Genomic DNA, 19,930 nt, shown 5'->3' with positions numbered 1-19,930 from the left:
TTAACGCTGGGCTACTTATTTTCGTAAGCTTTGTTAATTTAAGCTTTGTGAACAATCGCCTTAGCAACTGAGCTTCAAAGGTTAAGCAGCATCTCGGATACGTTGAATGTACTGTTGGCGCGTTTCATCATTCCAAGGCTGACGTCTGTCATCAAGTAATTCCGCGCCTAAATCATCCACCATTTGCAATGCTGAGTTCAGCATTATGGTGAAGTTCATCGTCGCGTCGTTATAGCTTGGTAACGTCATAAACAGCACTACACCTTGGGTCACAAACTGCTCCATGTTGTCTGGATCAAATACCCCAGGCTTCATCATGTTGGCCAGCGAGAATAGCTTTTCACCTTTACCGGCATTATCAATATGACGGTGGAAAATATCCATTTCGCCAAATTTGAAGTTAAGTGATAACAAGCACGGCAGTAATTCTGCACCTTGTAATTGCTCACCTTCTTTAGCGACAACATGTAATACCAGTACATCAACCGGCTCTTGCGACTCGGCCGTAGCTGTTGTTTGTTGCTCTGTATCTTTAATCCCACTCGTAGGCTGTGGAGCATCCTTGGCTGTCACGTCTGCGCCTTGCTCTACTGCACTTTCGTCACCAGCTTGAAGGTTACTTGACTCAGAGTCGCTTAGCTCAAGTTTAACATCAGGGGTTTGCTCGTCACCAATCTCGATATTGATTGGCGCAAAGTCATGGTCTTTATCGCTGAAGCTTGGCTCTTGCTTAAACTCTGGCTCTTTTTGTTGCGACTTCTCATCTTCAGCATCAGTATCTGCAAATAAAGCTTGCTGCTTAGGTTCATGTTGCAGCTGCGAAGCAGAGCTTGCGGTTTGCTTTGGCGGCGTTTCTGGCTCAGGTATGTCATCAAGTTCATCCTGAGGTTCGTTGTCATCAGCCTTGCGAACTCTCACCTCACCTACGCCATCGGCATCAAAACCGTCAGCGTCACGCTTGGATTGTTCCTTGTAAAAATCCACCATTGGGCTTTCTTTCATTGACTTAGGTTGCTGCCGTCTAATTGACCAAAAACCGTGAACTAAAACGCCAACAATGGCCAGTGCACCGAGAATAAACAACACTAATTGCAAGTCTTTCATTATTAACCCTGTATCCATTTCTTATACTGCGTCGGCCATGGCCACCGCAGTGTCTATATCCACAGCTACAATGCGCGACACACCTGGTTCGTGCATTGTTACGCCTATCAATTGTTCAGCCATTTCCATTGTTATTTTATTGTGGCTGATATAGATAAACTGCACACTCTGTGACATCTCTTCGAGCAGTCGACAAAAGCGACCCACATTGGCGTCATCCAAAGGTGCATCTACTTCATCCAGCATACAAAACGGGGCTGGATTTAATCTAAATATGGCAAACACCAATGATAAAGCGGTTAAGGCTTTTTCTCCACCACTTAGTAGATGGATGGTGCTGTTCTTTTTACCTGGGGGCTGAGCCATAATCGTCACCCCAGTTTCAAGCAAGTCATCATCGGTTAGCGCAAGGTAAGCTCTACCGCCACCAAAAACCTTAGGGAACAGGCTTTGCAAATCTGCATTAACCGCATCATAGGTGGTTTTAAACCTAGCGCGAGTTTCCCTATCAATCTTTTTAATTGCGCCTTCTAGTGAAGCCAAAGCTTGATTTAAATCGTTATCTTGCTCATCGAGGTATGCTTTACGCTCACTCTGACTGTCAAACTCTTCAATTGCCGCCAGGTTAATTGCGCCAAGCTCGCTAATATCTTGCCTGGTCTGGTCTAGCAGCTTTTGCCACTTGGCAATTTTAGCGTCAGCTGGCAACTGAGCCGCGACTGACTCAAGTTCGACTTGATGTTCACTCAACAATTGCATCTGGGCATCAATTTGCCCTTTTACACCCTCTCGTCGTAACTTTAACCCGCTTAAACGTTGAGTCAAGCCTTGTTGTTGCTCAAGCTGTTGTTTTTGCTTTAATAGTGAGCTATCTAGCGTTTGTTGTAACTCAGCCTGTTGCGTGCGAATTTGCTGCAGAGATTTATCTAAATCCTGTTGTTTTTGCAAATACTGTTGCAGCTCTTGCTGTAGTTGCTGTTGCTGGCCTTGAGTTTGCTGCTGTTGGTTTTGCGCAAGTTGACTATTTATGCTTGCTATCGCTTGGGCTATTTCACTGGTTTTATTATCAACTTGCAGCTGCTTTTGCTCGCTTAATGCAAGCTCAGTGGCTAACTGTTGACGCTGGGTATTCAATGCTTGCAAACGCTGCGATTGCTGCACTTTTAATTGTTTAAGCTGCTTTAGTTGTGCACTCGCCTGAGTTTGCGACGCTAACACTTGCTCATGACTGGCGCTGGCGAGTTTTTGTTGCTGCTCGTAACCATCAAGCTCACTCTCGCTGTGGGCGATTTTTTCTTGATACTGCGCTGCCGCCTGCTCAGCTTTAAATAGCTGATTTTTAGCATTGTCTAACTTTGCCTGATACTGAGATTGCTGTAACTGAACCGCACGCAGCTGCTGCTCACAATCAGTCAGTAGTGCTTGTTTTTGCTTAGCCGACTGCTTGAGCTCTTGTGTATGCAGCATTGACTCACTTTGCGATAACGCAAGCCCCGACACGCCCTGCTGCATAACTTCCAGTTCAGCATCTAGCTCATCAAGCTTATCACTAAGCTGCTGCTTTTCATGACTTAGCTGAATAACTGGCGTTGCCGCTGCAGCGCTAAATTGAAAACCACTACCAATTAGCTCCCCGGCTTTTGTCACGCAAATAGTTTCGCGCGTATTGGGCGCGTCGTGAGTATCGTGGTTATTCCGTGCAGCTAACGCATGATGCGCCTCGTTTGCATCTTCAACCCAACGTACGTGATTTAACCAAGGCGAAAGGTTCACCTCTGCGCTAACAATCGCGTCTTTCTGCGGATACTGCTGCGCCGTGCTGGTACGCGCAAAACCCAAATTGGCTTGAGTGTTTTGATTAAAATCATCGACATCAAGCACATCTAACTGTAATAAATGCTGCAAAATACTCTCGGCAGCCGCTTGCCAACCTGGCTTGACTTGTAACACTTGCCATAGCGGAAGCGTGGCTTGCTCACTTTGGTTTTGCAAAAGCTCATCAATTAACTCGAGACGAGCATTCACTGAAGCTTGTTGCTGTTTGCCCTGACTCAAACTTGCTTGTGCCTCACTAAGACGCTGTTGCAACTGACTGGTGTGTATCTCACTGTCATTAAGCGCTATTGCCAGTTCATCGATTTGCTCAATCGTTTGCTGTTGTTGCTCGGTTAGCTCTGCGAGTTGATCGTCAAGGCATAACCCAGCCATCTCATCAATTTGCGCCTGATACTGGCTTACATCGCGCTTTGCTTGCTCAAGCTGGGTTAACTCATGGGTCATCTGCGCATTCACAACCGCGAGTTGGGTTTGCGCGCTGGCTAATTTTTGCTGACTTTGTTGAGTGTCTGTTTGAATTTGCTCATATTCATCCTCGAGCAAATGCACTTGTTCATCAGCTATTTCATGCTCTTGTTGCAAACTCTCTATGTCTGGTTGCAGTTGCTGATGGCTTTGTTCAAGCGTTAAGTGACTTTGCTTTAACTGCTCAGCCAACTGCTTTTGCGTTTGCAGTTGCTCACGCAAATCGGCAAGCTGTTTGCGCTGACTATCATCAAGCTGAGTTTGATGGGCAATTTGTTGCTCAATCCGGCTCACCTGATTGCCCGCTTGATAATAAAGCTCGACTTTGGCTTGCTCTGTGGCGGTTAACTCAGCGAGCTGCTGCGTCACTAGCGATTGGCTGGTATCAAATTGCCTTAGCTCGTCATCTACGCTTGCTTGCTCAAGAGTTAGTTTATCGATTTGTTTAGTTAACTTGTCGAATTGCTGTTGTAAGTCTTGCCATTTCAGCACTAATAGTTGCGAATGATAGCTGCGCTCATTAGCTTTAAGCTCTCGATAGGTTTTAGCATCCTTGGCTTGCGCAGCCAGCTTTTCAAGCTGCTCACCTAACTCAAGGCGAATATCGTTTAAACGCTCTAGGTTCTCACGGGTATGACGAATTCGGTTTTCGGTTTCGCGGCGGCGCTCTTTATAACGCGAGATCCCTGCCGCCTCTTCGATGAAGACGCGTAATTCTTGCGGTTTAGATTCAATAAGACGGGAAATGGTGCCCTGCTCGATGATTGCATAACTTCGAGGCCCAAGACCTGTACCCATAAATAGGTCGGTAATATCTTTACGGCGACACTTTTGCCCGTTGAGAAAATACGTCGATTCGCTGTCGCGGTTAACTTGGCGCTTTACCGAAACATCCTGGAAATTGGCATACTGCCCCGCAAGGCGACCTTCGGAGTTATCAAAGGTAAGTTCTACGCTGGCGACAGAGATAGGTCTACGTGATGCGGACCCATTAAAAATCACATCTGTCATGGCATCACCACGCAAATGCTTAGCTGAGCTTTCACCCAACACCCAGCGCACGGCATCAATCACATTAGATTTGCCGCAGCCATTAGGGCCCACAACAGCGGAAAGTGCATGTTCAAACGGAATTTTAGTCGCATCAACGAACGACTTAAATCCAGCTAATTTTATTTGTTTTAATCTCATGCAAGCGTAATTTGGGGATGGAGCTTCAAAGCAGGCTACTGTATTTAGAACGACTCAGTCTAGCAACTGAGCTGCATTTTGTAACGATTTTTTGTTTATCTGACACAGTTTTATACTTGTTTTCTGATACTTGACTGGTCAGACTGGCATACAGTATCAATCAAGGAATTGTTTCATGACCTTAAAATCTATGCCTGTGAAAAAAAGTGGCGTGAATTATTTTTTTGAAGGCTTGCAATTGATTAAGCAGCCTGGGCTTCGTGTATTTGTTGTGATCCCACTGCTGGTTAACTTTGTACTCTTTGGTAGCGCCATGTATTTTGCCTTTGGCAAACTCGGTGAATTATTTGAATGGATGAATGCCCAGTTACCAGAATACCTTGCCTGGCTCGACTTTTTCTTGTGGCCACTTGCAGTATCAAGCTTACTGGTGGTGATGTCATTTGTTTTTAGCTCAGTGATGAACTGGATAGCCGCGCCATTTAACGGTTTGCTGGCTGAAAAGGTCGAAAACCATCTCACCGGTAAATCGCTTAACTCGGGCAATACGGTAGATTTAATCAAAGACTTACCACGCATAATGAAGCGCGAGTGGACTAAGTTTAAGTATTACCTACCCAGAGCAATCGGCTTTTTAGTCTTGTTCTTATTGCCTGGCGTTGGGCAAACAATCGCGCCAATCTTATGGTTTTTATTCACTTCATGGATGATGGCAATTCAATATTGCGACTACCCGTTTGATAACCACAAGGTGCCGTTTGACGATATGAAACGTGCGCTTAGCAATACCAAAGGTACCAGTTACTCGTTTGGTGCATCGGTTACCCTGTTTTCCATGATCCCCATCTTAAACTTGTTTGTTATGCCTATCGCGATTTGCGGAGCAACAGCAATGTGGGTTGACCGCTACCGCGAAGTGTATAAACACCCAGAAATTGCACGCGATTAATCTGCAACTAGGTTAGTTGCAACGGCGAACAGCATTAACATTGAAAATGAAATAAAGAGTGCTGTAAAAAGTTAAGTAAATGCACCCACTAAGCCATAACCTATTAAGGGTTATGGCTTTTTAGTATTAAAGCTCTAGAGCTGCAACAGAAACAATACGACAAACACTGTAACAAATTCACTCAAGTTTTTTAGCATTCAATTAACGACTGCTTCAGCATTTTTTGCCACAATAAGCGCACGTTTATTAAGTTGTAGTGAGTGTCGTGGTTAATTTTCACCCTAACATAAATTGTATCTCGCGTTTAAAACGCCTTGTCGCGCTAGCGTCATTAAGTTGCTTACCGTTTCTATCTGCCCATGCGGGGCATAGCGATAACTTTCATTTAGACATTCCCACTTTAGATAGTGGTGCAACAATTGATGGTGAATTTGACGAACCACAATGGGCAAATGCCACCGAAGTTGAACTGAAATATGAAACATCACCGGGTGAGAATATTGCGGCCCCTGTAACCACCAAAGTTAAAGTTTACGCCACTAACGAAAGCCTATTTTTTGCCTTTACCGCTTACGACCCAGAGCCTGAGAAAATTCGCGCAAACTTGCGTGATAGAGACAGCTCTTGGGGTGATGATCAAATTGGCATCAAGCTGGATACCTTTAATAACGCGAAACTGGCATACCAGTTTTTTGTGAACCCGCTTGGCGCTCAAGGCGACTCAATTGAAAATGAGCTTACTGGCAACGAAAGTGATGCCTGGGACGGTATTTGGTACAGCCTAGGTAAAGTAACCGACAAAGGTTACCAAGTTGAAGTCGAGCTGCCACTTAGGCTATTTAACTTCCCAAAAGTCGACGCGCAAACCTGGGGCATTGAGCTTATTCGCTTCTACCCGCGCAATGAAACCCATCGCTTATCGACCCACAAAATTAGTCGAGATAACAGCTGCCAATTATGTCAGCTCGGCACAGCCACAGGTCTTGTTGGGCTAGAGCCAAGCCAGGATATTCAATTAACGCCGTCTTTAGTCGCTAACCGAGAATCAAGCCGAGGCTTAACTCCACAAACACCATGGGATGATGAGAACAATGTTGAAGCGGGCTTAGATATCCGCTGGGGCATTAGCCCAACGACCTTGTTAAATGCCACGATTAATCCAGACTTTTCTCAAGTTGAGGCAGACAGTGGTCAGCTAAACGTCAACAATAACTTTGCGTTGTTCTTTGATGAAAAGCGTGCTTTCTTCCTTGATAACAAAGACTATTTCGATACGCAAATGAACTTGCTTCATACTCGAAATATAGGTTCTCCTGATTATGGTTTGAAGCTAACGACTCAGCAAAGCGAGCATACCTTTGGTTTACTGGCGGCAAATGATGAACAAACGCAATTCTTAGTGCCTGGCAACCTCAGCTCTGATATCGCCACCATCGACGAGCCTAGCTATAACATTGCTAGTCGCTACCGATATGATGCGAATAGTGAGTTATCTGTTGGTGCGATGATCACCATGAAAAAGTCTGATGACTACCATAACTATGTGGCAAGTACCGACGTTAAGTATCAGCCAACTGAGCATGACACCATCACCGCGCAGTTCGCCCACTCTAAAACTCAGTATCCAGAAGATTTATTCCAACAGTTCTGTCGTGGTGATGACTGCAGCGCACCTGCACCTGATTGTGATTTTACTAACTGTAACTACAACGAGCGGGTTTTGAGAACCAAAAAAGACGGAGAGATCAGCGACAACGTTTATCGTATCAAGTATGTCCATGACAGACGTAACTGGTGGGGCCAAGTATACTATATTTCCACTGGTGAAGATTTCCGCGCAGACCTAGGTTTCATTGAAAACGTTGACTACAGCAAACTTGTTGCTGGTGGCGGTTACCGTTGGTACCCGAGCGATAGTTTCTTTAGCTCAGTGCAGCTATCTGGCGACTGGGATGTCACCCATAATCAGGCTGGTGAACAAATTGAGCAAGAAACCGAAATGTCACTGCGCTTAGAAGGCGGATACCAAAGTTATATTGCTGGCGGTATTGTTCATAAGAACCGCGTTGGCTTGCGTCTTGACCCATCTAAACTTGCTATTGAAGGCAATACCGATGATTTTGATGTCACCTTAAGCTGGCTATATGGCTACTTTACGCCAATTGACCCACTGAAACTGGAGCTCGATATTAACTATGGTGACGAAATTGACTACGCCAACAACCAACTTGGCACTAAAACCATGTTTAACCCTGAGGTTGAATGGAAGATCACTGAGTCGATTGCGCTAGATGTATCACACCGATACCAAACGCTCGATGTAGAGCAAGGCCGTCTATTCACGGCAAACTTAAGCGACCTGCGCCTTAATTGGCAGCTCAGCCTTAATAGCTTTATCCGCCTATCTAGTATCTATACACACATTGAGCGCGACCCAAGCTTATATCAATACCGTAACCCAGATAAGGTATACCAGGACTTGGGTAATGAGTTGTTGTACGGCTATAAGCTCAACCCACAAAGTGTATTTTACTTGGGTTATAGCGATGCCTTTGTCGCAAACGATGACATTGACTCGCTAACCCAAAATGACAAAACCTACTTTATGAAGGTTAGCTATGCTTGGTTGCTCTAACTAAGTCCTAGACCAAACTTTAATCGCTTCAGTAAATAAGATATCACGTCACCAGTGTTTGATAATTTACTGAAGCTTTTACGAGTTAAAATGCTTAGCAGCCGGTTATTACTGGAGACCGAACTTCAACCTTAAAAAGACATGCAAAAAATTTAAGCTTCTCGCCAGTAACTCGGTAATGTTTACCTCACTTCATCATTCAAACTCTAATTAGCATCCCAAGCGACTAAGCTACTTCTAAGCTAATCAACAACGTAAATTCTTCTACTTATATACTGGCAGTTAATCAAACTCGAGCTAAGCTTAAAATTCAAGCGAATGAATTGAATTAAGCTGTGAGCCTAAGCATGGAAGCATATAAGTTCAAATTAGTCATATTACTATCCCTCGCTCTGTTAACAAGCTGCGGTGAGCAACAAACGATAACTCACCCAAGCTCAGAGGTGACCTTCGCCCTACCCAAGCAACTAGGCTCTATTAGCGTGCATATTGCTGCTGAGCAGGGCTTTTTCGCTAAATACGGTATCGACCCTAAAATAAAATACTACCCCAGTGGTAAACGCGCTTTGAATGAGGGACTACTCAGAGGCGAAGCAGACTTTGCCAATACCGCGGATATTCCATTCGTATTTGCGATTGACCGTAAACAGCCCGTAAAGTGCATTGCTACGCTCTACTACACTGATGATGTAAATGGAATCGCTGCAAATAAACTACGCGGAATAAATGAAATTTCTGACCTTCGAGGAAAAACAATCGCTACGCAGAAGTTTTCTACCGTTCACCACTTCCACGACTCGATATTACCTATTTATGGTATAGAACTCGATTCAATAACAACAACATTCGCGAAAGCTGAAGAGCTAGCCGACTTGCTTTACCAGCAGAAAATCGACGCGTTTACAATGCGAGAACCATACCTTTCACAAGCGATTGAGTTGCTCGGAGACGATGTAAAAATATTCAAATTCCCCCATGACTACATTCAATTTGAGGTACTACTTACCACTGACACTTATCTTAAGCATAACCCGCAAATTGTTGAAGACGTCTTATCGGCTATTATTGAAGCAGAGCTTTATATAAAACAAAATCCTGATCGTGCGATTCAAAGTTTTTCAAACGCTTTAGGTGTGCAACAAGGCGTGTTGAAACAAAGTTTTTCTACATCAAATGCACGAATAAACCTCCCCCAGTCTGCGCTCAGCCTATGGGAACGACAATTACACTGGGCTCAACTACAAAATGACACTAATGGAGGCAATGACAAAAACAATATAAATATTATGCAATTCATCGATACAAGCCCATTGGCGACGGTATCAAACGACCGAGTGAGTATCATTACTGATGAATAGCTTAAAAAACACCTTAACTATCTATTTATGTGCGGTGATGCTCGTATTTGTTGGTGCGTCGATTCATTTGACGAACCTACACAGTGACTTAAAGTCAACTGAACATGAAGCAATGGTCGCAACTAACATTTCTAATCACAGCTTTAAGCTATTAGTACTTGCTTATGATTATATGTTAACCCCAAATAACAGGGTGAAGAACCAGTGGAATAACACACAAAACAAGTTAGAGACTGAGTTAAGAAGCCTGAAATATAATAATTTTGACGAACTAGAAGTGTTAAGCCAATCAGCCAAAAGGCAAATGGAGCTACTGCAAACAGTAAATAGTTCACAACGGACGACAAGCGTGACACCTGTCGCACTGATATCCTCTCTTCATCAACTGAACAACTCTTCACTCACAGTATCAAAATCTCTTAGAAACACGATGACTAAACATTTTAACAAAATGTATTTCACACTGTTGTTTGTCACTCTAACGCTAATCATTCTTTTGGCTGCACTTGCAATATTGATCATCACAAAAATATCTAACCCAATAAACGTACTTGGTAAAAAGCTAGAAAAAGTCGGCCAAGGAAACTTAGCATCTCAAATTGAAATAAATGGTTTTCTAGAAATATCACAGCTAGGTAACTCAGCAAATATTATGCGTGAAAATTTACAACGAACTACCGTATCAAAAAATGCTTTGGCTATTGAGGTAGAACAAAGAAGAAAAACAGATGAGCAAAATTTTAAGCTCATAGAAAAACTAAACGAAACGCAGGCACAAGTAGTATCTATGGAGAAACAGTCAACTATTGGTACGCTCGTTGGTGGAGTTGCACATGAAATCAACAACCCTGTGATGGCAATTCTTGGGTACATGGACTTTATATCAACATTGAATACCAACGAAAAGATAGCTGACAAAATAGCCAAAACAGAAAGGCTACTGGGTAGAATACAAAGAATTACCCAGGGTTTGCTCGTATTCTCAAGAAATAAAAAGAAAGGTATTCATAACTGCGATATTAACGCAACCATCGACAGAGTGGTAGAGCTATTCAACAGCAGCATTAACGGCTCAAGCATAGATTTTAAATACCAAAACTTAAGTAACGGAGTAAAAGTTTTTATAGAGGAAGATCATTTAGAACAAGTCGTGCTTAACTTACTTTTAAATGCTGCCCAAGCAATAGAAACACAACCCTCACCTCAAATAACCTTATTAATTATACAGGTAGGTGACATATGTAGAATAACAATAACCGACAACGGGCCAGGAATACCAGATGACATAAAATTCAAAATCTTCGATCCTTTCTTCACAACAAAACCAGTCGGAAAAGGAACGGGCTTAGGTCTTAGTATATCCAACACTTTAATAACCAATGCTCAGGGAAGACTCACTGTTGAAAGCATTCAGGGAGTAGAAACGACATTTACCATTGAACTTAATTGCCTTCAACTCACTAATAAGGAATAGATTAATGAGTCAGAACTACCCAAACATTATTGCTATTGACGATGAAGAGTGCTTACTTGAAGCCTATGAAATGGCCTTGTCGTCTACAAAAGTAAACCTAATCACCTCTAGTGACAGCGCTCAAGGTATAGAGCTAATTGTCAAGCATAACCCCATAGTTGTATTTGTAGACCTGAAAATGCCTAACTTAAGCGGTACTCAAGTAGTAAAAAAGATCCATGAGTTAGGCATTTCTACAAAAATATATATTGTTTCTGCCTATATTGAAGAGTTTATGCCAGAGCTTGAAGATATGAAGCGACGAGGTATTGAGTATGAAATTGCAGTGAAACCTCTATACCCAAAGGAAATTCGCCAAATTGTCACTAGCTATATATCGATAGAAAATAGCGAACCTAAAGCTGAAGAAAAATCCACCTCCAAGACTCAAGATATAGAATTAATGTGTAACTCTCTAACCTTTACAATTCTTGGATTGTTGGACAAAGTCGATGAATTTGAAGCGAAATTACAGAAAGTAGCGAGCTCATCGAATATACAGAGGATTAAAACTACGAAAATACGCGCCAACTACCTACCAGAGAAGAACCCATACAGAGATATTTTTAACAGCGCCCACTTAGAGGCTCACATCGAAAAGCCACTAATAAAACTAATAGAAGAAGCATACACAAGGGACGACATAATACTAGTCGTACAAGTCAACTCTAAGTTCAACATTGTAGTGTAAACGGAGCTCAATATGCTGCTAACTAAGAACAGCTCGTTATTAAATAAAAATTTCGATTGGAAATTAGACCTACACTCTAAACAATTCGAGTCGAAAGAGTTGGTTAACATCATCTATAAGAAAAACTCTGGCAGTATACCTTCAAGCGCCCTCACAACTTTAATTGACGAACATCAGATTGAACAACTAAAAATAAAAATAAAAGAAAGTATTCGCAACAAAAAACCGACCTCATGCAATTTGATACTAAACTTAGATAGTGAAAGATTTCTGGTGGCATTCAACATTATTGGCACAAGCGACTCTGAGATATCAGGAGAAATAACAGTATTAAAAAGATTACTTGATACAAACCAGGAGTCCTTACTTTTAAAAGAGATATTCTATCACGCAGAACGCATGTTGATAATATGTGATGATAAGATGGAGGTGCTCACATCAAATAAAATGGTAACCAAAAAACTTGGATTCAAGAATCACGAAACCATTGGGCAACCTGTAAACATACTTTTTAATAAAGAAGATTCAAAATACAAAGAGCTCATACATAGCTGTAACACAGAGAAAAGGTGGAACGGCAATATTGAGTTGTTTGACACTGAAGGAAAACCGGTTCCCTTTGAGTTAAACACTTCATTTTACTTCTACAAGAAAAACCACACAAAATTGTGCATACTCCATTTAACTCCGGTGGACTTCTTTTATGACGCCGTTGTCGATACAAACTTTAAAGTTTGCTCCTGGGCATGGGAAAACAAACAACAATTCTTTGACGTTATTGATAAGCATAAAGAACTAGTCAACAATGATGAATGCATGTATGTATTCATGATGAATACCTTTAATGCAGGGATCAAAAACTCAAATAAGTTAAACATGATCATTCGACAAAGTTTAGCTGACGACACAACAAAAATAAAATATGGCTTATTAAATAACAATCAAATAAGTGGCATTTGCATATCCACAAAAATCATTAAGGACATTCATAAATCGATAACTGCAGCAATTGATAAAATTGCATCTAATGAAAATATTTTCGAATCCGATCTAAAAATTGATGTTGGCATATCAATATTTGGCACTGACGCTAGCAATAATACAGAGCTGCTTGGTCACTCCGCACAAGCGCTGCTTTCAAAACCTGACGATAAAATACACTATAACAATCACAGGATCTGTTATTACGACAAAAGAGTTAACTCAATCAGCAACAAGAGAGTAAAATTGCAAAACGAGTTAAAAAAAGCTATACAAAACAATACGATAAATGTTGCATATCAACCTATCGTTAGTTTAAAAAACTTAAAAATCTGCTCAGTAGAAGCACTTGCAAGGTTTGAATTCTCTCTACCTTTTAGCTATTCAGTACAAGAATTGATTGATATTGCAGAAGACGCTGACTTAATCGATAAAATTGATAGTATTATTGCTAAAAAAGCAATAAGTGAATTAAGCCAGTTGAGTGAAGTACTAGACAATCCGAACTTAGGGTTATCGATTAATCACTCTATGGTTTTTACTAAAAACAACAGTGAAAATCTGACCAAAACACTTGCAACCATAAAAGAGTCTCATATAGACATATCACGAATAACAATTGAACTAACTGAATCTTCAGTATTCTCAAACAACAAATCCGTCGTTTCCAGTATACATAAAATATGTAATGAGGGGTTGAAAGTCAGCATAGATGACTTTGGCAGTGGTTATACATCGTTTGACAACCTAACAAAATTACCACTTAATGTAATTAAAATTGACAAAGAGATTACCAAAGGCGTAGATACAGATAATGTTAAGCAAAAAATGCTTAAAATGTTTACTAATTTCATTCACTTACTCAATGGCCAGATAGTTGTTGAGGGTGTTGAAACGATTTCGGAGCTAAACACATTGGAACAAATAGGCGTTGATTTAATTCAAGGGTATTTTTTCTGTAAACCAAAACAGCTAAATGATCATACAAACACCCCAAGTGAAATTTGTAAAATAATAAAACACCACAATCTGACCCCAACTTCAAATAGCAACAATATATCAATAACAAACCTATGCATTCCACACGTTCATATTGTGGAACCTGATGATCGAATTCAAGATTTTTTATCAATACTTGATAATGATAGAGTCGTTGCAGTTGTTAAAAACAACAAAATTCAAGGTGTTATCACCCCAACTAATACAGACAGATTAATTAGTCCATATGTAGACACAGATGCTGAAACGTCTAGAGACAGATTAACTTTGTCAAAACGAGCTCATCAAGTAATGGATAAAGAATACGCTACCTGCACAACAGACATTCCAATAAACAAATTGCTTGTTCATTTCTGTATATTTCCTAACTCTCATATGATTGTTGAAGGTAGGAATGGGATTTTTCTTGGACTAATTACCTTTAATGAAGTTAAAAGCTTGATTCTAGATCATTTGCCGTTAATGGAGTAAACAATGAGAACTAAGTAACTTTAACCTGATTACGTCCAGCTTGTTTTGCTTGATATAACAATTCATCAGCGTGCTTAAGCGCACTATCAATACCTTCGCAAGCATCAATTGCTGCTACACCACCACTAAAGCTCACCTCGAGAGGGCCAGCCTCAGTATTGATCATTGTTGCATATGATTGCTGCCTAAATTTGTCAATCAAGGTCCATGACTTTTCAGCATCGAGGCCTTTGAACGCGACAACAAACTCCTCACCACCAAAACGGGCTACTGTAAAGTGCTGACCAAAGGCTTGGTTTAACCGTTTAGCAAATTCAATTAATACTTCATCGCCTACATCGTGGCCATAGGTATCATTTACCTTTTTAAAGAAGTCGATATCCAACAAGGCTACCGAATACACACTCGGCTCTTTAGCATCTTTAACATCTCGGTTGTATTGACCAAAGAAGTAGCGACGAGTGAACGCTTTTGTCAGGTAATCTTTATTGGCTTTTTCCCACAACCTGCGGATCATGTCTAACGAATCTAACGTGTTAAGCACGCGGCAGTGGAACTCTTCATGTACGAATGGTTTTTGCAAAAAGTCATTCGCACCATTTTTAATAAAACGTGCCGATAACGACTCATTATTGTCATTAGATAAACCAATAATGGCTAAATCTTCACGGCTAAAATTCTCTCTAACACGCAAAATCAGCTCAAACCCATCAATATTGGGCATATTGTAATCAGTAATAAGCAGTTGAATGCCCTGCTCTTTTTCAAGAACCTGCAGCGCCTCTGCGCCATCATTTGCTTCAAGCACCTGGAACAAGTGTTGCTCGAGTAAAGCTCTAACAAACTTACGACTAACAACTGAGTCATCTGCTACCAGTACTTTGACATCGCGGTTGCGGTTGAGGCGTGCAATTAGCTTAACCACATATTGGTAGCTAAAGCGGTTTTCTTTAAGAATGTAGTCAACGATACCGAGTTTAAGTAGGTTTTTGCGTTGCGCGCTATCTAGGTTACCGGTTAATACAATACACGGCGTTTGATGCTCAGTGAGCACGGCTCGAACAATTTCGCCATTTGGAGCATCGGGTAAATTGAGGTCAGCCACGACCACAAAATATTTGTTAGTTTTAAGAAGTTCGATGGCACTCTGATAATCAGGTGCCACATCTACCTCGTAAGCTAGCTCTTGAATGATAAGATGTTTAAGAATTTTTGAAACAGCATCGCTGTCTTCAACAATCAGAATGCGCAATCTATCCACCTGCAAACAATTTTTCGCACATCGATGAGCACTTGTCTGAACCTAAACCCTCGTTCAAGTTACCTAGCACTTTTCGAGCACGATACTCCCTATCGAATAACCGGCACCAAACGAACAAAGCAGTCCAAGCTCACCGGTTTTAAAGTCATCTTGATGGCGATGGAATGCGATTATTGATCCCGCTGATGCGGTATTGGCAAACTCATCAAGTACAATTGGTGCAGTTTGTGAACCAACGTTATCACCAAGTAACTTTTTCACTACGAACATATTCATATTTATATTAGCTTGGTGCAACCATAAACGCTTAAATTCTTCAGCTTTTATTTGCTCATTGCTCAATTGTTGCTCAAGGTGTTGATATATCATAGGTAACAATTCTTTAAACACCTTACGCCCTTGCTGATGGAACAGTTTATCTGGCGTAGCAACACATTCCGGATCACAGCGATTTACAAAACCAAAATTGCTTCGGATATTGTTTGAATAGTCTGTCATGCAGCTCGTTGATAACACATTAAAGGCATGCTCTACGTGAGCTAAATCTTGACGTTCCACCACAACAGCGGTTGCCACATCACCAAAAATAAAGTGGCTATCTCTGTCTTTGAAGTTACTTTGAGGTGATGTGAGCTCTGGGTTAATCACCAGTACTCGGTTAGCAGTACCACCTCGAATCGCATTTATCGCGTTGGTAATCGCAAAGGTGGCTGATGAGCAAGCAACTAACATGTCATATGCCATGCCTTTGGTGCCCAATTCACGCTGAATTTCAATAGCTATTGCCGGATAAGCCCTTTGAGTATAAGCACAAGCAACAATGACTAAATCAATGTCTTCTGCTTTACAGTTAGCGCGAGTCAACGCTTGTTTTGCCGCTTCAATGCCCATCTCAGCTTGCATTGATAGTGCTTCAGATGGTTGATCTGCAATCAATGGCATCATCACATTAGGGTCAAGAATGCCCTCTTTAACCATGACATAGCGCTGCTTAATCCCGGAGGCTTTTTCAATAAACTCTGAACTTGAATACGGCAACTCAACTACAGTACCAGCTTTAATTTGTTGTTCATTGTGTTGGTTAAACTGATCAACATATTGATTGTAACTCGCAACTAATTCTTCATTAGTTACCGTATTTGGTGGCACAAAAAGACCACTACCTGAAATAACCACTTTCTTCATTATTCTTGTATCCGCAACGCAAGTGTCCGCAATTTAGGTATCTCACGGCTCATTTGCAGCTACACTATAGCTAGCCGATAAGTTAGAGATACATTGCGATGATTTATGTGGCTATTTTAGTACGTAATTTTTGAACATTTATACACAAATATGCGGTAAAACCGAATGGTCAGACCTTGGATCTGTCTCTAAACCCAGTGAATATTGGGTGCTTTAGAATAATAGGTTTTTGTGTAATAACCAAATGGAATAAAGAAGAACAATTTTTCACTTCTAAAAGCCACCTTGGCGACTATCATGGAATCATGCAAACAAAGGAGCAATGGACTCATGAGCAAGATTTTTGAAGATAATTCATATACTTTAGGTAACACACCACTAGTTCGACTCAACCGAGTAAGCAACGGTAACGTACTGGCTAAAATTGAAGCCCGTAACCCTAGCTTCAGCGTAAAGTGCCGTATTGGTGCCAACATGATTTGGGACGCAGAGAAAAGCGGTAAGCTGACCAAAGATGTAGAGATTGTTGAACCGACTTCTGGTAACACAGGTATTGCGTTAGCTTATGTTGCAGCTGCTCGTGGTTACAAGTTAACCCTTACCATGCCTAACACCATGAGCCTTGAGCGTCGTAAATTGCTTAAAGCATTAGGTGCAAACCTGGTATTAACCGAAGGCGCGAAAGGCATGAAAGGCGCGATTGACAAAGCCGATGAAATCCATGCTCAAGCACCAGATAAGTACCTAATCTTAGGCCAATTTAGCAACCCAGCTAACCCAGAAATCCATGAAAAAACAACCGGTCCAGAGATCTGGAATGACACCGACGGTGCAGTAGATGTACTTGTAGCTGGCGTTGGTACTGGTGGTACTATCACTGGTGCAAGTCGCTTCTTAAAAGCACAAGGCAAGCAAATTACTTCAGTTGCAGTTGAGCCAGTTGACTCACCTGTTATCGCTCAAGCAAAAGCGGGTGAGCCACTACAACCTGGACCACACAAAATCCAGGGTATTGGTGCCGGTTTCATTCCTGGCAACCTAGATTTAGAACTGGTTGACCGCGTAGAAGCAGTAAGCAATGAAGATGCAATTGCAATGGCGCGCCGTTTAATGGAAGAAGAAGGTATCCTAGTCGGTATTTCTTCAGGTGCAGCTGTGGTTGCAGCTAACCGCATTGCAGCGCTGCCTGAATTTGCTGATAAAAATATCGTTGTAGTACTGCCATCAGCAGCCGAGCGCTACCTTTCATCAGCACTGTTTGCTGGTGCATTTGGCGACGCAGAAAACGTGCAGTAATCTCAATAGACAAACCCAATAACTAAATGCCCGCTTGAAAATCCTTATTAGAGGAATGTTCCAAGCGGGCATTTTTATTATTTAACCTCAGCAACCCAGTTAGCCAGCTCAATATTCAAGTCCTTTCAACATAGATATTTTTGTTTTTATGTTGCTCGAACTATTTGCTTTTAGGGCATGCTACGGAGCTTAACTCTGCGAAGTCACCATCTTTTGGTTTTTGGTAAAGCAGCTCGATACGCTGACTACACCCACCACTTCCACAGCTATATTCGTACCTCATCCAGCCCGTTTTTAACGCTTTGGCTTGATAGCGATAAACTCTATCTGCGAAAGTGGCAGCATTAAGCTCATCACATTGCAGCAATGTATAATCGACTCCGGCTTTATCAAACTGCCTAAGCAACGACTCCCCTTCAAGATAAGGGCTATTGATATTTGCATCGATCACAACGGAAGAAACACCCGCGCGAGCTCCGTTAAGCGTCAATGACCAAGCGTGAGGCTGCAAGCGCTTTTTTAATACCTCAATCGGCTTTCCATCAATAGTAACGATAACTTCAGCTTTACGGACAGCGCTATACTCTGAGGCAGAGTCTTGCCAATCAATACCATCAGATTGCCAATTAATTGCAGGATTATTTGCACCTATACGCCAGTCTTGCACGTTAGATTGAGCGTGACTTGGCAACGAGTAGAGCTTAACTAGCTGCACCAGGTCTAACATCTCAACTTTATTACCTGTATGAGTATTTAACCCATCAACTAGCTGCTCTAGTCGCAATAGTCTTTTTGATATTTGCGCATTTTCAGCTTCTAGTTGAGCCAATCTTTCTTCATAAGCGTCGACTTCATTGGTTGAAGCATGCAAGCCAAAACTCACACAACCCAGCGTTATCTTGAGCAAGGTTAATGTGACATGTTTGACTCTGAAAGCTGAATAGGGTTTACACTCTGGTTCAACATGAAAAAACATAAACTACCTTACGTACTTAATTGCGACCTTACGAACCCTTGACTATAACATGCAACAAAAGCCAAATAGTGACTAGCAGCATATATTCCCAAGGCTTGACCCTTATGATGTCGAAAATACGCAAGACTAATCGAATGACAACCGACTGCTGAAGCAACTGATTGAAGAGTGAAAATAAAAATAGCAGCCTAAGGGCTGCTATTTTTATTTATTATTTTTCTCGTATTGGAGCAAATCCAAACTGAAAAAGTATTGTCTAATCAAACTCTTCTTCAGAAGGCATAGACTCTTGTAATTCATCTTTTAACTGATAGTACGCGTTATCGTATTCCTGAATTTCCATAAGTCACTCCAAATAGTTAGGTCGTTTTTTAAGTATCAAAGTGCGCCTAAAGTGGCGTAGGGCCTAGCGTGTTTTTATATAAGACTCTTTTTGCTATCGCATCGGTCTAACACTGCTAGATACAGAAGATAAGCAATCTCTCTGTTAGGGCGCATTATACTCAATCGAAGTGCCGATGCACGCAATAATTACAAAAAACTTTCAGTTTTGAATTAAAATCATGGTGAAATTTTCGTTTATTGCGACTTTTGATAGAAAAACCTGAAAGTGTTACAGGCTTGGTTACGGTTTTTATGCATTTCTATTACAAAGACACCACCGTTTAATGCTTTTCGATCTACTGAGCGCTGCCGGCTTTACTATACTTGTTAGTACCCATGTAGATTAGATGGGGGTTACATTATCAATGGATTAGTCGAGTACGAAGCAAGCATGCTCGTAGACTTACTAGAGTCAGGAGATAGTTTACGCGTTCACATGTTTATGGACGCGATGGGAATGCCTTTTGACGTGCAAGACAGATTACTTAACGAGTTCTCAGGCTTAACACACGTAGATCAACAGCAGATTGCTGACATTATCGAAGATCAAGGTCAGCATTCACTGTCATCACACTTAACGCTTTAGCGTTGCAACATTGAGACCTTTGTTAAGCTAAGCAGTGAGCTAATGTAAG

At 41.5% G+C, this 19,930-nt stretch carries 13 protein-coding genes; 8 read left to right on the top strand and 5 right to left on the bottom strand.

Annotation, left to right across the window (positions count from 1 at the left end; all coding sequences use genetic code 11):
* Positions 1–81: 81 nt before the first annotated feature.
* Together zipA and smc are read right to left on the bottom strand one after the other, a co-directional pair.
* Positions 82–1,104 (bottom strand): cell division protein ZipA, encoded by a 1,023-nt coding sequence (gene zipA / locus G3R49_RS07280; protein ID WP_167869175.1) that lies wholly within the window; start codon positions 1,102–1,104, stop codon positions 82–84.
* Positions 1,105–1,125: 21 nt separating this feature from the next.
* The gene (smc, locus tag G3R49_RS07275; protein WP_167869174.1) at positions 1,126–4,596 is read right to left on the bottom strand and encodes a chromosome segregation protein SMC; all 3,471 of its coding nucleotides are present in this window, start codon (positions 4,594–4,596) and stop codon (positions 1,126–1,128) included.
* A gap of 175 nt (positions 4,597–4,771) precedes the next feature.
* On the opposite strand from smc, the gene cysZ reads away from it, so the two are divergent.
* From cysZ to G3R49_RS07245, 6 genes are all read left to right on the top strand, one after another.
* Complete coding sequence (cysZ, locus tag G3R49_RS07270; protein ID WP_130597589.1) at positions 4,772–5,545, top strand: sulfate transporter CysZ; 774 nt, start codon at positions 4,772–4,774, stop codon at positions 5,543–5,545.
* A 295-nt stretch (positions 5,546–5,840) separates the two neighbouring features.
* Entirely contained in the window at positions 5,841–8,180 is a 2,340-nt protein-coding gene (locus G3R49_RS07265; protein ID WP_167869408.1) for a carbohydrate binding family 9 domain-containing protein, read from the top strand.
* 347 nt (positions 8,181–8,527) lie between these two features.
* Entirely contained in the window at positions 8,528–9,538 is a 1,011-nt protein-coding gene (locus tag G3R49_RS07260; protein ID WP_167869173.1) for an ABC transporter substrate-binding protein, read from the top strand.
* Entirely contained in the window at positions 9,531–11,012 is a 1,482-nt protein-coding gene (locus tag G3R49_RS07255) for an ATP-binding protein (protein ID WP_130597591.1), read from the top strand. The genes G3R49_RS07260 and G3R49_RS07255 overlap by 8 nt, the downstream gene beginning before the upstream one ends.
* A gap of 4 nt (positions 11,013–11,016) precedes the next feature.
* A complete protein-coding gene (locus G3R49_RS07250; protein ID WP_167869172.1) occupies positions 11,017–11,742 on the top strand; it encodes a response regulator in 726 nt (241 codons plus the stop codon).
* A gap of 12 nt (positions 11,743–11,754) precedes the next feature.
* Positions 11,755–14,193, top strand: coding sequence for an EAL domain-containing protein (locus tag G3R49_RS07245; protein ID WP_167869171.1), 2,439 nt, complete (start codon positions 11,755–11,757; stop codon positions 14,191–14,193).
* A 10-nt stretch (positions 14,194–14,203) separates the two neighbouring features.
* On the opposite strand, the gene G3R49_RS07240 is transcribed toward G3R49_RS07245, so the two are convergent.
* Together G3R49_RS07240 and G3R49_RS07235 are read right to left on the bottom strand one after the other, a co-directional pair.
* Positions 14,204–15,445, bottom strand: coding sequence for a response regulator (locus tag G3R49_RS07240; protein ID WP_130597594.1), 1,242 nt, complete (start codon positions 15,443–15,445; stop codon positions 14,204–14,206).
* A 72-nt stretch (positions 15,446–15,517) separates the two neighbouring features.
* Positions 15,518–16,639 (bottom strand): beta-ketoacyl-ACP synthase III, encoded by a 1,122-nt coding sequence (locus G3R49_RS07235; protein ID WP_130597595.1) that lies wholly within the window; start codon positions 16,637–16,639, stop codon positions 15,518–15,520.
* Positions 16,640–16,969: 330 nt separating this feature from the next.
* On the opposite strand from G3R49_RS07235, the gene cysK reads away from it, so the two are divergent.
* Positions 16,970–17,935: a cysteine synthase A gene (cysK, locus tag G3R49_RS07230; protein WP_130597596.1), complete on the top strand. Its 966-nt coding sequence runs from the start codon at positions 16,970–16,972 to the stop codon at positions 17,933–17,935.
* A gap of 160 nt (positions 17,936–18,095) precedes the next feature.
* Here cysK and G3R49_RS07225 read toward each other — a convergent pair whose 3' ends face one another.
* Positions 18,096–18,911: a hypothetical protein gene (locus G3R49_RS07225; protein WP_167869170.1), complete on the bottom strand. Its 816-nt coding sequence runs from the start codon at positions 18,909–18,911 to the stop codon at positions 18,096–18,098.
* 775 nt (positions 18,912–19,686) lie between these two features.
* On the opposite strand from G3R49_RS07225, the gene G3R49_RS07220 reads away from it, so the two are divergent.
* Positions 19,687–19,881, top strand: a complete 195-nt coding sequence (locus tag G3R49_RS07220; protein WP_210147138.1) for a hypothetical protein — start codon at positions 19,687–19,689, stop codon at positions 19,879–19,881.
* Positions 19,882–19,930: the final 49 nt, after the last annotated feature.

The sequence above is a fragment of the Shewanella sp. WXL01 genome (assembly GCF_012263345.1).
Classification (GTDB): Bacteria; Pseudomonadota; Gammaproteobacteria; order Enterobacterales; family Shewanellaceae; genus Shewanella; species Shewanella maritima.
Note: the sequence above shows the minus strand (reverse complement) of the source record. Positions and strands in the feature narration are given on the sequence as shown.